18 protein-coding genes are annotated in these 13370 nt (G+C 63.8%); 9 read left to right on the top strand and 9 right to left on the bottom strand.

Annotated features, from left to right (window positions below):
• Positions 1-16: 16 nt before the first annotated feature.
• From ccoG to BJA_RS29235, 5 genes are read right to left on the bottom strand one after another with little or no spacing between them, the layout of a single operon-like run.
• Entirely contained in the window at positions 17-1456 is a 1440-nt protein-coding gene (gene ccoG / locus BJA_RS29255) for a cytochrome c oxidase accessory protein CcoG (RefSeq protein WP_011088522.1), read from the bottom strand.
• A 28-nt stretch (positions 1457-1484) separates the two neighbouring features.
• Positions 1485-1874 (bottom strand): DUF302 domain-containing protein, encoded by a 390-nt coding sequence (locus BJA_RS29250; protein WP_011088521.1) that lies wholly within the window; start codon positions 1872-1874, stop codon positions 1485-1487.
• Between the two features lie 42 nt (positions 1875-1916).
• Entirely contained in the window at positions 1917-2120 is a 204-nt protein-coding gene (locus BJA_RS29245) for a YgaP family membrane protein (RefSeq protein WP_011088520.1), read from the bottom strand.
• 28 nt (positions 2121-2148) lie between these two features.
• Positions 2149-2592 (bottom strand): thioredoxin TrxC, encoded by a 444-nt coding sequence (gene trxC, locus BJA_RS29240; protein ID WP_011088519.1) that lies wholly within the window; start codon positions 2590-2592, stop codon positions 2149-2151.
• On the bottom strand, positions 2589-3875 hold the full coding sequence (locus BJA_RS29235) for an NAD(P)/FAD-dependent oxidoreductase (protein WP_011088518.1): 1287 nt from the start codon (positions 3873-3875) through the stop codon (positions 2589-2591). The genes trxC and BJA_RS29235 overlap by 4 nt, the downstream gene beginning before the upstream one ends.
• Before the next feature lie 117 nt (positions 3876-3992).
• Between BJA_RS29235 and BJA_RS29230 the strand changes: the two genes are divergently transcribed.
• The 4 genes from BJA_RS29230 to BJA_RS29215 all read left to right on the top strand — a co-directional run bounded on the left by BJA_RS29230 (position 3993) and on the right by BJA_RS29215 (position 8999).
• The gene (locus BJA_RS29230; RefSeq protein WP_236842090.1) at positions 3993-4292 is read left to right on the top strand and encodes an ArsR/SmtB family transcription factor; all 300 of its coding nucleotides are present in this window, start codon (positions 3993-3995) and stop codon (positions 4290-4292) included.
• A gap of 129 nt (positions 4293-4421) precedes the next feature.
• Positions 4422-5411 (top strand): efflux RND transporter periplasmic adaptor subunit, encoded by a 990-nt coding sequence (locus tag BJA_RS29225; protein ID WP_038967177.1) that lies wholly within the window; start codon positions 4422-4424, stop codon positions 5409-5411.
• Positions 5408-8632 carry an efflux RND transporter permease subunit gene (locus tag BJA_RS29220; protein ID WP_011088515.1) on the top strand — a complete coding sequence of 1075 codons (3225 nt, stop codon included), beginning with the start codon at positions 5408-5410 and terminating at the stop codon, positions 8630-8632. The genes BJA_RS29225 and BJA_RS29220 overlap by 4 nt, the downstream gene beginning before the upstream one ends.
• Positions 8633-8642: 10 nt before the next feature.
• Complete coding sequence (locus BJA_RS29215) at positions 8643-8999, top strand: carboxymuconolactone decarboxylase family protein (protein WP_011088514.1); 357 nt, start codon at positions 8643-8645, stop codon at positions 8997-8999.
• Positions 9000-9079: 80 nt separating this feature from the next.
• On the opposite strand, the gene BJA_RS29210 is transcribed toward BJA_RS29215, so the two are convergent.
• Together BJA_RS29210 and BJA_RS29205 are read right to left on the bottom strand one after the other, a co-directional pair.
• Positions 9080-9412 (bottom strand): hypothetical protein, encoded by a 333-nt coding sequence (locus BJA_RS29210; RefSeq protein ID WP_038967178.1) that lies wholly within the window; start codon positions 9410-9412, stop codon positions 9080-9082.
• A gap of 385 nt (positions 9413-9797) precedes the next feature.
• Positions 9798-10202, bottom strand: coding sequence for a hypothetical protein (locus BJA_RS29205; RefSeq protein WP_038967179.1), 405 nt, complete (start codon positions 10200-10202; stop codon positions 9798-9800).
• 154 nt (positions 10203-10356) lie between these two features.
• Here BJA_RS29205 and BJA_RS29200 point away from each other — a divergent pair, with 154 nt between their 5' ends.
• Positions 10357-10590, top strand: coding sequence for a hypothetical protein (locus tag BJA_RS29200; protein WP_028173331.1), 234 nt, complete (start codon positions 10357-10359; stop codon positions 10588-10590).
• Positions 10591-10760: 170 nt separating this feature from the next.
• A complete protein-coding gene (locus tag BJA_RS29195) occupies positions 10761-10988 on the top strand; it encodes a hypothetical protein (protein ID WP_028173332.1) in 228 nt (75 codons plus the stop codon).
• A gap of 57 nt (positions 10989-11045) precedes the next feature.
• On the opposite strand, the gene BJA_RS29190 is transcribed toward BJA_RS29195, so the two are convergent.
• Entirely contained in the window at positions 11046-11288 is a 243-nt protein-coding gene (locus tag BJA_RS29190; protein WP_038967181.1) for a PilZ domain-containing protein, read from the bottom strand.
• A 184-nt stretch (positions 11289-11472) separates the two neighbouring features.
• Between BJA_RS29190 and BJA_RS29185 the strand changes: the two genes are divergently transcribed.
• On the top strand, positions 11473-11766 hold the full coding sequence (locus BJA_RS29185; RefSeq protein ID WP_038967187.1) for an HdeA family protein: 294 nt from the start codon (positions 11473-11475) through the stop codon (positions 11764-11766).
• 120 nt (positions 11767-11886) lie between these two features.
• On the opposite strand, the gene BJA_RS29180 is transcribed toward BJA_RS29185, so the two are convergent.
• Positions 11887-12351: a PaaI family thioesterase gene (locus BJA_RS29180; RefSeq protein WP_028173334.1), complete on the bottom strand. Its 465-nt coding sequence runs from the start codon at positions 12349-12351 to the stop codon at positions 11887-11889.
• Positions 12352-12706: 355 nt separating this feature from the next.
• Here BJA_RS29180 and BJA_RS29175 point away from each other — a divergent pair, with 355 nt between their 5' ends.
• A complete protein-coding gene (locus tag BJA_RS29175) occupies positions 12707-13006 on the top strand; it encodes a hypothetical protein (protein ID WP_028173335.1) in 300 nt (99 codons plus the stop codon).
• A gap of 101 nt (positions 13007-13107) precedes the next feature.
• Positions 13108-13362, top strand: coding sequence for a hypothetical protein (locus tag BJA_RS29170; protein ID WP_038967182.1), 255 nt, complete (start codon positions 13108-13110; stop codon positions 13360-13362).
• Positions 13363-13370 lie beyond the last annotated feature (8 nt).

Genomic DNA, 13370 nt, shown 5'->3' with positions numbered 1-13370 from the left:
CCATGGCATGTGGGAGCTACTGCTCGCCCGGCACGAAATGATCGCGGGCGCTTGCGCGTCCGCCACCGGCGGTGTCGGTGATGGCGATGCCGACGTCGCGGGAGGTCTTCGGCAGGTCGCCGGGACCGACCTGCACCGACAGCCTGATCTCGCGGGTCTGATCCTGCCCGACCTCGATGACGGGCTTGCCGTCGGAGCCGGCTTCGATGCCGGCGACGCGAACGGTGGCGCCGGGCAGGCCGGAGACCTCGAGCGCAAACGATCGCTGCGCGCCCTTGTTGAGGATACGGACGGTGTAGTCGTTGCGCACCCCGCCATCCGAGAGCTGGACGAAGAGGGGATTGCGCTCATGCAGCACGTTGACGTCCATCGTCGTACGCGTCGCGAGGGCATAGAGCATGATGCCGCCGACGATGGCGATGGCCGCGGCATAGGTCAGCGTGCGCGGACGGATGATGCGGTAGAGCGGCGCCTTGCCCTCGCGCCGGCGCTGCATGTTGATGTCGGTATCGTAGCCGATCAGGCCGGCGGGCCGGCCGATCTCGCGCATCACGTTGTCGCAGGCGTCGATGCACAGGCCGCACTGGATGCAGCCGAGCTGGATTCCGTTGCGGATGTCGACGCCGGTCGGGCAGACATTTATGCACTGATGGCAATCGACGCAGTCACCGGCGCGATCGCCATGCGCGCGGGCCGCGTCCGCCTTCTTCACCGACATGCGCGGCTCGCCGCGGTCGCGGCGATAGGTGACGTTGAGCGCCCATTCGTCGGTCAGCGCCGCCTGGATGCGCGGCCACGGACACATGTAGATGCACATCTGCTCGCGGGCGTGACCGGCAAAGACATAGGTCGTGGCGGTGAGGATGCCGATCCAGAGATAGGCGATGAACGGGGCCTGGAAGGTGGCGAGCTCCTTCACCAGCGTCGGCGCGTCGGAAAAATACAGCACCCAGGCGCCGCCGGTCCACCAGGCGATCATGATCCAGAGAAAGTGCTTCAGCACGACCTTCCGGATGTGATCGAACGTCCAGTAGCGCTTGTCGCCCTGCATGCGCTCGCGCCGGTCGCCCTCGACCCAGCGCTCGACCGCGTAGAACAGGTCGGTCCACACCGTCTGCGGGCACATGTAGCCGCACCACAGCCGGCCGGCGACCGCGTTCATCAGAAACAGCGTCATCGCCGCGATGATCAAGAGCCCGGTGAAATAGTAGACCTCCTGCGGCCACAGCTCGATGAAGAAGAAGTAGAAGCGCCGATGCGGAAGATCGATCAGCACCGCCTGGTCCGGCAGGCCGGGTCCGCGATTCCAGCGCACGAAGGGCAGGAGATAGTAGGTCCCGAGCGTGACGCAGAGGATCGCCCATTTGATGCGGCGGAAAGGGCCCTGGACGGATTGCGGATAGACCTTCTTCCGCTTCTCGTAGAGAGGTCCCTCGATGAAGGTGTCGTCGCTCATGGTCGGCCTCTGCAATCTGCGAATGGTCTCACGCAATCTCGGCGACGACTTGCTTCAGCAACTCGCGAACCTGTCCGGCGACGGCGCCGAGCTTCGGATTCTCGATGGCCGCCATCGAGGCGACGGGATCCACTGCCGAAATCTCGACCTTGCCGCCCTCCCGCTGCTGAACTACGACGTTGCAGGGAAGCATCGTACCGATCTTGTCCTCGAGGGTCAGCGCCTCATAGGCGAGCTTGGGATTGCATGCTCCGAGGATGAGGTAGGGTCGAAACTCGGCCCCGAGTTTCTTGTTCAGGGTATCCTTGACGTCGATTTGGGTGAGCACGCCGAAGCCATGGTGCTTCAGCGCTGCGGTCGTGGCCGCAACCGCTGCGTCGAACGGCAGGTCGACCGTTTTCGAGAAGTGATAGGTCATGGACTGTCTCCGTGGAATTGGGCTGTCTTCGCCGCGTTGCGCTCAGGAGAACGCGCAGCCGCTGCTCAGGCCGAGCTTCTTGAACACGATCGCAGCGGGGCAGAAGCCCGTGAACGAGGCCTGCAGCATGTTCAGCCCGGCGAACGCCGTCAGCAGATACCAGTACGCATTCACGTAGGTGCCCAGTGCGAGTCCAAGCAGGACGACGAAACCTGCGAAGGCGAGAACGGCTTTGTCGACATTCATGGCATGCTCCTCTTTGACTATGTTGGCGTTACGAACGGGTCAGGCTGGCTTGGGTCCAAGCCACAATGCTGCGTGCATCCATCGCACCGGCGTGGCGGGCGATCTCGCGGCCGCCGCGCATCAGCAGCAAGGTCGGGATGCCGGTGATGTTGAGGCGCGACGACAACGCAGGAGCGTTGTCCGAATTGAGCTTCAACAGCCGGATCTGCGGCTCCAGTTGCTGCGCGGCGCGTTCGAACATCGGCGCCATGGCGCGGCATGGCCCGCACCAGGGCGCCCAGACGTCGACCAGAACGGGAATGTCGCTGTTGACGACATGACGTCCAAAGGCTTCCTCGTCCACCTCGATGGGATGGCCGGTAAACATCGGCTGGTGGCAGGCGCCGCAGCGCGCGCCTTCCGGCGTACGCTCGGCTGGCAGGCGGTTGGTCCGCCCGCAATGCCCACAGACGATCTGGCGTGTCTCGCTCATGTGCCCGTCCGGACCTCCTTGATCTTGGCGATGTTCAGCTTGTCGAGCAGGAAGCGTTCATAGAACGGTTCGCTCTCGCCGCGTCGCATCTTGCGGAGGAAATACTTCTCGAAGGCGACCTTGGCGTAGTGCACCCACTCGCCCTTGGACGACCAGTTGACATTACGCGGCGGAATCTGCGGTTGCGCCAGGAAGGCGACGCCGGAATCGCCGAAATCGGCAAGGCAGATCGCATTCCAGGTCGGCTGGGCGCTCGGCTCCTTGCCCCGGAGCAGGGCGCCGATATTCAGCGCGGTCGCGGTCACCATGGATTCGATCATGAAGCCGGTTTTCGGCACGCCTACCGACACCGGCGTTGCACCGACCGGCGCGATTGCCACGCAGACGCCGACGGCAAAGACATTTGGGAAGGCGGGGTTGCGCTGGTGCTTGTCGACTATTACGAAGCCGCGCGGGTTGGTCAGCTTGTCGATGCCGCGAACCGCCTCGACGCCGCGGAACGCGGGCAGCATCATGGAATATGCAAAGGGCAGCTCGTGTGTCTTGTGCACCGCGCCGCCCTCGCCGAGCTCTTCGACGACCATCTTGCCCGCCTCGACGCCCTTGACGCGTGCGTTGGTAATCCACTTGACGTGCTTCTCGCGCATCTCGCCTTCGAGAAGGCCCTTGGTGTCGCCGACGCCGTCCAGGCCGAGGTGGCCGACATAGGGCTCCGAGGTGACGAACGTCATGGGGACTTGATCGCGTAGCTTGCGCCGGCGCAACTCGGTTTCCAGGATGAACAGGAATTCGTACGCCGGGCCGAAGCAGGAGGCCCCTTGGACCGCGCCGATCACGACCGGGCCGGGACGGGCTGCGAGCTTTTCGAATGCGTCCTTGGCGTGCGAGGCGTGATCGACGTGGCAGATTGATTGCGTGTGGCCTTGCGGGCCCAGGCCGGGAATCTCGTCGAAGGCAAGCTCGGGCCCCGTCGCGACGACCAGATAGTCGTAGTTGATCGACGTGCCATCGCTGAGTTCGACGCGGTTCTCGGTCGGGTGCAGGCGCTTGGCGCCCTGCGTCAGTAGCCGCACGCCCTTGCGCTTCATGATGTCAACGAGATCGATCTCGATCTCATCGCGCTTTCGCCAGCCGACCGCGACCCAGGGGTTCGATGGGACGAAATGATAGATAGCGCCCTGCGAGATCACGCTCAGACGATCGTCCTTTCCGAGCTGGGGCAGCAATTCATAGGCCATCAGCGTCCCGCTAAGACCGGCTCCAATTACGACAACTTCCGCCATGGGTTACCTCCGCTGGATAAGCGGCTCCGCCAGTTGGGTCTGGCTGTTCTGCCGCGATGCTTGACAAGATATTCATAGATTCGTATATACGCAAGTATGAAAATAGATAGCGAAACCATGGAGCGGGCGGCCGACCAGGCGAGCGACCTGTTGAAGGCGCTTTCCAACCGCCACCGGCTTCTCATCATCTGCCAGCTCATCGAGGGTGAGCGCTCGGTCGGCGAACTCGCCGAGTTCCTGAACCTGCGAGACTCCACGGTCTCTCAGCATCTTGCGCTCCTCCGCAAGGATGGCCTTGTGTCATCACGTCGCGACGCGCAGACGATTTTCTATTCGATCGCGAGCGAGCCGGCCCGCGAGATCCTGAAGACGCTCTATCAGGTGTTTTGTGCACCCAAGTCCGCAAGGTCGAAGTGAAATCTACGAGCGCTCAAGTTGCGGCGCGTTGAGCAAGATCAACGCGCGACCCCGATAAAGCTGAACGAAATCACACACAAGGACACCGCGCCGCGGTGCAATGGTTCCATGATTGCCCGGACACGCCCCATGCGACTCCTAGGATTGTTGGCGGTTCTTGCGGCCACCGCCCTGCAGACCGGTCTCGCCGCTGCGGAAGCGTTCACCGTGACACAGCACCCCGTCGCAGACGAAAAGGCCGTGTTTGCAACGGTGGAGAGTGTCAGCGTGGTGCCCGCGCGCGGACGTATCGGCGGAATTGTGGTCCAGCTCAATGTCAGGGAAGGGGATCCTGTTACTGCCGGCCAGGCGATCGCGATCATTGGTGACGAGAAGCTGGCCCTTCAGATGAAGGCCCTCGATGCGCAGATCGAGGCGCTCCAGGCTCAAGCCAATCAGGCGCAGATCGATTTCTCGCGGATCGAAGGCCTTGTCGAACGCGGCACCCTCCCGCGCGTCAAGCTTGACGAGGCGAGGACCGCGCTGAACGTCGCCGAGAACGGGCTGCGCGCGAAGACCGCCGAGCGCGCCGTGATCGCGCAGCAGCTCAGCGAGGGTCAGGTGCTGGCGCCTTCCGGTGGCCGGGTGTTGAGAAAGCTCGTGACTGTCGGCTCTGTGGTGATGTCCGGCGACGCGATCGTCACCGTCGCGCAGCAGCACTTCAAGTTGCGGTTGCGGGTGCCGGAGCGGCACGCGCGTCTGCTCAAGGCCGGCGACAGGATTCGGGTCGACGGCGCCGAGCTTGGCGAGGATGCGTCCAAATGGGGCGTTATCGATCTCGTCTACCCGCAGATCGAAGAAGGTCGTGTCATTGCAGACGCCAGCGTCCAGGGTCTCGGCGAATACTTCGTCGGGGATCGGCTGCGGGTGTGGATCTCCGGCGGCCTGCGGCAGGCATTCGTCATTCCGGCAGGCTACGTGACGACCCGGTTCGGCATCGACTACGTGCGGCTTCAGAAGGCGGGCGGGGTTGTCGACGTGCCGGTGCAGCGCGGTCGCGAGCTGCCGACGCCCGCGCTTCCCGATGGGCTCGAGATCCTGTCCGGCATCCGTGCCGGCGACCAATTGGTGCGGCCGTGAATCTCGGACTCTCGGGCCGGCTTACCAAGGCGACGATCGCCTCGCCGTTGACACCGTTGTTCCTGCTCGCGGCGCTCGTGGTCGGCCTCATCGCCGTCGTGGTGATCCCGCGTGAGGAAGAGCCGCAAATCAGCGTGCCAATGGTCGATATCCGCGTCAATGCCGATGGCTTGCGCGGTCCCGACGCGGTTGAACTCGTCACGAAGCCGCTGGAAGCGATCGTCAAGGGCATCGACGGCGTCGAGCATGTCTACAGCCAGACCGAGGACGACCGCGTGATGGTCACCGCGCGGTTCCTGGTCGGAACGAAGTCGGAGGATGCGATCCTCCGCGTCCATGAGAAGATCCGCGCCAATATCGATCGCATCCCAGTCGGCATCCCTGAACCGCTGATCGTCGGTCGTGGCATCAATGATGTCGCGGTGACGGTATTGACACTGGCGCCGAAGCCAGAGGCGGCCGGGCGCTGGACGGACAAGGACCTGTTCGAGCTCGCCGACAAGCTGCGCTCGGAGCTCATAAAGATCGACAGCATCGGACTGACCTACATCTCTGGCGGCGCGGCGCAGCAGATCAGGGTCGAGCCAGATCCGGAAAAATTGTCGCTGTTCGGCGTCACGCTGCAGCAGCTCGTGGCCAAGGTGAAGGACGCCAATCGCTCGTTCCTGGCTGGCCAGGTCCGCGATGCCGGCGTCGTGCGCAATGTCGCGGCCGGCCAGACGCTCGCGGGCATTCCCGACATTGGATTGCTCTTGATCTCGACGCGCGACGGTCGGCCGGTCTATGTCAAGGACGTCGCTTCCGTCATCATCGGACCAAATACGGCCGAGCATCGGGTCTGGAACGACGCGCGCGACGAGAAGGGGCAGTGGACGCGTGTACCCGCGGTCAGCCTGGCGCTCGCCAAGCGCGCCGGCGCCAATGCAGTCGTGGTCTCGGCCGACATCGGCCGGCGCCTCGAGGGATTGAAGGGGCGCCTCATTCCCGACGACGTTCAGGTAACGGTGACGCGCGACTATGGCGAGACTGCCAACGAGAAGGCCAACGAACTCCTATTCCACCTTGGGCTCGCCACGGTCTCGATCGTAGTGCTGATTGCGATCGCGATCGGATGGCGCGAGGCGGTTGTGACCTTCGTCGTCATTCCTACGACCATCCTGCTCACGATGTTCGCGGCCAATCTGATGGGTTACACCATCAACCGGGTCAGTCTGTTCGCGCTGATCTTCTCGATCGGCATCCTGGTCGATGACGCCATCGTCGTGGTTGAGAATATCGCGAGGCATTGGGGCATGCGCGACGGCCGGCCGAGATTGCAGGCGACGATCGAGGCGGTGGCGGAGGTCGGTAACCCGACTATCGTTGCCACGCTCACGGTGGTCGCTGCGCTGTTGCCGATGCTGTTCGTCTCTGGATTGATGGGCCCTTACATGGCGCCGATCCCGGCGAATGCATCGGCGGCGATGCTGTTCTCCTTCTTTGTAGCGATGGTCGTAGCACCCTGGCTCATGCTCAAGCTGGCGCCGAAAACTGAGGTTGCAGGGATCGAGGCCGGCCACCAGGAAGGGCGGCTGGGGCGGCTCTATCGGCGCTTTGCCACTCCCATCGTTCGGAGTAAGCGCGCCGCCTGGATCTTCCTGCTCGGCGTCGGCATCGCGACTCTGCTGTCAATGATGCTGTTCGCGACCAAGTCGGTCACGGTGAAGTTGCTGCCGTTCGATAACAAGTCGGAAATCGCCGTTGTGGTCGACCTTCCGGAAGGGGCGAGCCTGGAGGCGACCGAGCGCACGCTGTTCGGCGCGGCGGAGATCGCGCGGCAATTGCCGGAGGCCACCTCGCTACAATCCTATGCCGGCACGCCGGCGCCGTTCAATTTCAACGGCCTGGTGCGGCACTATTATCTGCGCGAAAAGCCAGAGATGGGCGAGCTGCAGGTCAACCTGGCTGCCCGCGGCGAGCGCCATCGGGCAAGCCATGACATCGCTCTGGAGCTGCGGCAGAGGCTGAAGGCGCTTGACATGCCGAAGGGCACCAGCATCAAGGTGGTCGAAGTGCCGCCCGGGCCGCCGGTGCTGGCGACGCTGTTGGCCGAAATCTACGGTCCCGACGCCGCGACGCGCCGCGCTGTGACGGCCGAGCTGAAGAAGGTCTTTGCCGAGGTCCCCTTCATCGTCGATGTGGACGATTCCATCGGCGAGAAGCGGCCGCGGCTGCGGCTGTCGATCGACCAGGACCGGCTCGAGTTTTTCGGCGTCGAGCAGCGCGATGTCTATGACACGATCCAGGCATTGTTCGGCGGCATCTCGATCGGCTACTCGCATCGTGGCGAGGATCGCAACCCGATCGAGATCGCGGTGCATCTCGGCAAGCGCCACCTGGTCTGGGACGAGGCACTGGCCTCGACACCGGTGCCCGCCAACACGCTGCCCGGCAGCAAGACGGTCGTCGAGCTGGGCCAGGTCGTGAAGGCGACCATGGAGGAGGGCTCGCCGACGATCTTCCGCCGCGACGGGCGCTTCGCCGACATGGTGATGGCTGAGCTTGCCGGGCGTTTTGAAGCGCCACTCTACGGCATGCTGGCTGTTGCGGATCGCGTGGATGCGCATGATTGGGGCAATCTGCCGAAGCCTGCGATCAGCCTGCACGGTCAGCCGACCGATGAATCCCGTCCCACTTTGCTGTGGGACGGCGAATGGGAGATCACATGGGTGACGTTCCGCGATATGGGTGCCGCCTTCGGTGCAGCCATTCTCGGCATTTACGTGCTGGTCGTCGCTCAGTTCAAGAGCTTCCGCCTGCCGCTCGTGATCCTGACGCCGATCCCGCTGACGCTGATCGGCATCCTGGTGGGACATTGGCTGCTGGGCGCGCCGTTCACGGCCACCTCGATGATCGGCTTCATCGCGCTTGCCGGCATCATCGTGCGCAACTCGATTCTGCTTGTCGATTTCATCCGGCACAGTGGCGGGGAAGGCAAGTCGCTTCGTGAGGTCGTGCTTGAAGCCGGCGCCGTTCGTTTCAAGCCGATCTTGCTGACCGCACTTGCCGCCATGATCGGCGCCGCGACCATCCTGCTCGATCCGATCTTCCAGGGATTGGCGATCTCGCTTCTCTTCGGGCTCGCGTCCTCGACGCTGCTCACCGTGCTCGTCATCCCTGCGATCTACGTCGCCCTGCGCACGCCGCACAAGGCGGCTTCCACGACGACTAAATTCAGCTAGCGAGGATTTGATGGACAAGAACTACGTTGATATCACCCGGAATATCTCCGCCAATCTGCGCAAGCTGCGGAGTGACATTCCCGACACCATGAAGGGATTTGCCGCGCTCGCCCAGGCCGCGACGCGTGACGGCGCGCTGGACAAGAAGACCAAGGAGCTGATGGCGCTGGCGCTCGGCGTCGCGGCGCATTGCGACGGCTGCATCGGCTTTCATACAGAGGCCCTTGTCAAGCTCGGTGCAACGCGCGAGGAGATCGAGGAGACGCTCGGCATGGCGGTCTATATGGGCGGCGGGCCGTCGCTAATGTACGCCGCCGATGCGATCGCAGCCTACGAGCAATTTCAGCAGCAATCGGTTGCCGCCTGACGCCTGTGACCGGATGCAATCATATGTGATGGGACCGGGCGAGTTGCCTCGTCCGGTCCCATCCGTCTTGGTTCTAATGATTACCAGCGGTCGCCGCCGACACCGACGCCCACGCTGACACCGGGCGCGCGAATGCCGACGCCGCCTCGCGGGCCGTCGTCCCAGTCGCGATAGGTGCGGCGCTCATAATAGCGCTCGCGCGGCATGGTGTTGTAGGAGTCGCGCACGATCACGCGCGCCCCGCCGCGGGTACGATAGCAATTGCCGGCGTCATCGCAGACGAGCCGGACTTCCTGGATGAGATCGGGGTTGGCGTATTCGCTGGTCGTGTAGATGTCGGCAGCCTTCGCGCCGCTCGCCGCAGCGAGGGCCGCGACGCCCGCCAGCAGTGCAATCGAAAATGTCCGCATCATATCCTCCTCCGAAACTGCCCACTGCGGTAACAAGAATGGGAGGCGGCGATCGTTCCGGCCCAAATGCAGGATTTTCCCGGAACTGGATTTGGCACGTCGGCAATGTTCCCGGGGGCGAAACCCATCAATCCGGCGAATCATCATGATTGCTTGGAGCCGTTTGCCGATTTCCTTTCTGGGGGAGGCTGAAGCGCTACCGGATGCCGACGGCCGCCATGATCGTCCAAGCCTGCCTTAACGGCGCACGTCCAAATGACATTCACCCTCAACTGCCGGTATCGCGATTGCTCTTCACGATGCAGCTTGAGCGAGCGGAAACGCCGATCTGGTCTCGGATGCCCTCAAGGTATTCCGCCTTACACAGAGCTGACGGCGCCGCTTGTTCCTAGATCGGCTCGTAGGTCTCGGTCCCGCAGATGTCGTCGGCTTCCGCGCGCCGGCGATCGACGACCTTTCCACCGCTGATGGTCACGATGTAGGTCTGGGCGCCGAGCGCGGAGCCGGTTGCGGAGGTGAGCTGCGCGCGGACGCAGGCCGTCCAGCCGGGTCCTCGCACCTCACGATGCGGCGGGGCGACGTGCACTTCGCGCGGATAGGACGTGTTGACGAAGACGACATCGATCTGCTCGCGCACCACGCGCTTGACGTCGGGGGGCGGCTCGGGCGGTGGCTGCTCGGTTTCCTTCATGCGCATGAACTCGGGCACCGGCGCGCGGCTGTCGGCAAAGCCGCAGGCACCGAGCGCGAGCGCGCCGGCCAGCAGCGCCGCATGAGCAATGATCCGCAACATCCGTGAAGGTCCTCCCCGCGGGCCAAGAGATAGGCACGAATGCGATCTGGCAAAATCCGGGCCGATCAAGATTTGCTGAAGGCCTGGAACCCCCGGCATTTGCTATTACGGGATTGCGGGCTAGTTTGTATCCCAGACGAGGGGGATTGCACCGATGAGGATTTTGGTCATAGCGGCGGCGGTGCTGGCGCTGACGGTTGCCTCGGCGCAGGCGCAGATGGGTGGCGGCAGACGCCAGCCGAACGAAGGCGCCCAGAAGACGGACAACAAGCCCAAGGTCGACGAGAAGGCCTACAAGGCTGCGCTTGAGCGCATTCCGGAGCCCAAGGAGAAGTACGATCCGTGGAGCGGAGCCCGTCCGCCTGAACCTGCCAAGAAGCCCAAATGAGCGCGATGGGCACTGGCGACACGCCTGTGCCGTTTGACCGCTCGCATCGCGCTGTTCTTGTCGTCGTCGCGGCCGGGCAACGCGTGAGAAGCGTCGGGGTGGCGATGGGGCGACAAGCGCCCGAACGATAGCGGGCACGCCCCGATACTGGCGACAGTCGGCGCGACGCCGTGATCCGGCCGACCAGGCAGGGTCTTGTCGTCGTGCTCGACCGCGACACCTGCGGGCCGATCTGGCCGGTCGAGAGCGAGATGGTCGCAGTCGATCTGACGGCCGGCAGGATCCTCCGGCGCTCGGCGTCACCGATGATCTCGAACATCCCAGTGCAAGAGTTTGCGGCATCGTCGGCGATCGCACGCGCGATGGCGGGCCTGCGCCTTGCGCCGCTGCCATCGTAGCAGGCACTCATAACCGCATTGTGGATGCGATACGAACAGTCGTTCACATCGTGCGCGCTATTGCACGAAAGCGAGACCGACGCGCCTGTCGCTGCGCCATACGGGGCGGCAAGTCCGCACGAAATTGTCGCGCGCGATCGAGAGTGTGAACGATTGCGGCAATGTGACGGGGGTCTCGAGGTCGATCGCCACGCCGCCCGCGGGCATGTTTCGCACGGTGCACGCGATGCCGTTGTTTTCAAAGGTGATCGTTCCACCCTTGAAAACACGGTAACGTTGGGCTGCACGTTTCTCGGTCATCTGCGTTAATCCACAATGATGATTGTGAAGTAGTGCATAGAAATTACGTTGAACTAAACTCAATACTGGCGCTATTTGCACAGCGCTTCAGACTTCGTTTACGACGTTGAAGCGGTCAGTCACGTCCCGCCGACTTTCCTCACAAGCCTTTCCTTTGTGGCCTTACGCGCCGATGGAGATTCCGATGAAGACCATGCTTTCGATCCTGTTCGCCGCAGCGCTCTCGCTGTCGTCGATGCCCGCCCACGCCGTCAAGTGGGACCTCTCGACCATGACCTGCAGGCAGTTCCTCGAGAGCGGCGAAGACAACATCGCGGTCGTGCTGACCTGGATGGACGGCTGGTACAAGGGCGACGAGGACAACGCGATCATCGACACCGAGGTGTTCATCGAGAACGCCAAGAAGTTCGGTGCCTATTGCGGAAAGAATCCGACCGTCAGCGTCGTCACCGCGGCCGACGAGATCCTCGGCAAGTAACTCTTGAAGCGGACTGAAGTGCGGACGCAATCGCGCTTCGGCCTCTCGCTTCGATGCGAACGTGATGGAGAGCCGCGATGCGCCTTGCGTTCACGCGGCTCTCTTCATTTTTCGTGGGGCTCATCCCGGCAACATCGCGAACGCGCTCGACACCATCGCCACCGGCTTGTTGTCGGCGGCCGAGAGCAGCGTGACGCGGCCAAAGCTCATGGTGCGCCCGAGCCGCACCACGCGGGCGTCTGCGAGCACGTCCGACGAGGTGGCGGCGCGCATGAAATGCGTGGTCTGGTCGACCGTCGTCATCGGACGGTAGCCGCGATTGGCGGCGAGGATTGCGATCACCATCGCGGTGTCGGCGAGGGCCATCAGCGCCTGGCCACAGACCACGCCGCCGTTCCGGCACAGCCGCTCCGAAAACGCCATCCGGAGCAGCGCGCCCGGCTGCCAGTCCGTCACATCCGCGGGCTGCGCGTGCTCGATACGCTCGACCGAGAGGTTGAGATCCTGGACCCAGGGTGCAAAGACCTCGCCGAGGATGCGTCTGGCCTCGGTGATGCCGAACTCGGCTTCTGGCTGCGATGGCATTGCTGTCGTGTCCTCCATTGTTGCCGGATGTTTCGGCCATTCTGCGCGGATCGGCGCGGCAAAGTCACCCGGTCTGATGCCGGTCCGGTCGGCTTGAAAATGCCCGACTTCGCCCGATATGATGCCTTGGTTGGGTACGGGTGGGTTATGTTGCGTCGGTATGTCCTCGTCTTTTGTCTGATTGCGCTTGGTCTGGCGCTGAACGGGTGCACCAGGTGCGGCCCGATCTGGGACGACTGGCTGCACGCGCCGAAATCGTGCCGATCGTAGCGGTTCCTGCGGCACCTTAGCGGCCGCACTGGGATGACAAGGCACGGGCGATCCGCGCCTCCATGAATGGTCTAAGGAGTCAAAGATGAAGCTTTTCCGTATGGCGGCGGTGCTGCTGGCCGTGCTGGCGGGACCGGCCTACGCGCAAATGCCCAATCTCAATTTGTTGCAGGAGGGCCCGGGCAAGACCCCGGAGGAGAAGGCCGCGGAAGCCGAGCGTGACAAGGCCTACAAGGAAACGCTGAAGAAGATTCCGGACGCCAAGGCGTCCAACGACCCCTGGGGCGGCATGCGCTCCGATCCGCCGAAGCAGGCTGCGCCGAAGGCGTCCGCCGCAACCACCGGCGCGCCGAAGAAGACCAAGACCGGCACGGCCGCCAACTGAAGCTGGCGGCCGGAGGCGGCATGCGCCTTTCGGCCGGGACTCCTCATCGTCCGGCCCGCTCCCTACATTATTGGCAGGTGTTGCGTAGAGGAGGACAGGTCATGGCCGATCGTCCGCGAGATCTCGCCGAGCGGATGGCGCGCCGGCGCAGGATCGGCGGCAAGCCGGGCGAGCGCACCGGCGACGGCTATCTGCGCGAGACCTTTACGCTGCCGCGCGCGGCGGCGCGGGCGAGGGCGCAGGCTTTCTTCGCCCGCTACCCCAAGGCCGGCTATATGAGCGCGGTCGAGACCTGGCGCGAGCTGCCCGGCGGCGACATCGAATTCACCATGCGGCGGCTGCCCAGCGCCGATTGAGGTCCGCG

Source organism: Bradyrhizobium diazoefficiens USDA 110 (assembly GCF_000011365.1).
Lineage (GTDB): Bacteria > Pseudomonadota > Alphaproteobacteria > Rhizobiales > Xanthobacteraceae > Bradyrhizobium > Bradyrhizobium diazoefficiens.
This window is presented reverse-complemented; position numbering and strand designations above follow the sequence as displayed.

Bases quoted from the DNA above. Each gene is read 5' to 3' on its own strand.
- BJA_RS29190 (WP_038967181.1), bottom strand. From the start codon at position 11,288: ATGACCGAGAAACGTGCAGCCCAACGTTACCGTGTTTTCAAGGGTGGA.
- BJA_RS29185 (WP_038967187.1), top strand. From the start codon at position 11,473: ATGAAGACCATGCTTTCGATCCTGTTCGCCGCAGCGCTCTCGCTGTCG.
- BJA_RS29200 (WP_028173331.1), top strand. From the start codon at position 10,357: ATGAGGATTTTGGTCATAGCGGCGGCGGTGCTGGCGCTGACGGTTGCC.
- BJA_RS29235 (WP_011088518.1), bottom strand. From the start codon at position 3,875: ATGGCGGAAGTTGTCGTAATTGGAGCCGGTCTTAGCGGGACGCTGATG.
- BJA_RS29215 (WP_011088514.1), top strand. From the start codon at position 8,643: ATGGACAAGAACTACGTTGATATCACCCGGAATATCTCCGCCAATCTG.
- BJA_RS29230 (WP_236842090.1), top strand. From the start codon at position 3,993: ATGGAGCGGGCGGCCGACCAGGCGAGCGACCTGTTGAAGGCGCTTTCC.
- BJA_RS29205 (WP_038967179.1), bottom strand. From the start codon at position 10,202: ATGTTGCGGATCATTGCTCATGCGGCGCTGCTGGCCGGCGCGCTCGCG.
- BJA_RS29210 (WP_038967178.1), bottom strand. From the start codon at position 9,412: ATGATGCGGACATTTTCGATTGCACTGCTGGCGGGCGTCGCGGCCCTC.
- BJA_RS29245 (WP_011088520.1), bottom strand. From the start codon at position 2,120: ATGAATGTCGACAAAGCCGTTCTCGCCTTCGCAGGTTTCGTCGTCCTG.
- BJA_RS29180 (WP_028173334.1), bottom strand. From the start codon at position 12,351: ATGCCATCGCAGCCAGAAGCCGAGTTCGGCATCACCGAGGCCAGACGC.
- trxC (WP_011088519.1), bottom strand. From the start codon at position 2,592: ATGAGCGAGACACGCCAGATCGTCTGTGGGCATTGCGGGCGGACCAAC.
- BJA_RS29175 (WP_028173335.1), top strand. From the start codon at position 12,707: ATGAAGCTTTTCCGTATGGCGGCGGTGCTGCTGGCCGTGCTGGCGGGA.
- BJA_RS29170 (WP_038967182.1), top strand. From the start codon at position 13,108: ATGGCCGATCGTCCGCGAGATCTCGCCGAGCGGATGGCGCGCCGGCGC.
- BJA_RS29250 (WP_011088521.1), bottom strand. From the start codon at position 1,874: ATGACCTATCACTTCTCGAAAACGGTCGACCTGCCGTTCGACGCAGCG.
- BJA_RS29225 (WP_038967177.1), top strand. From the start codon at position 4,422: ATGCGACTCCTAGGATTGTTGGCGGTTCTTGCGGCCACCGCCCTGCAG.
- ccoG (WP_011088522.1), bottom strand. From the start codon at position 1,456: ATGAGCGACGACACCTTCATCGAGGGACCTCTCTACGAGAAGCGGAAG.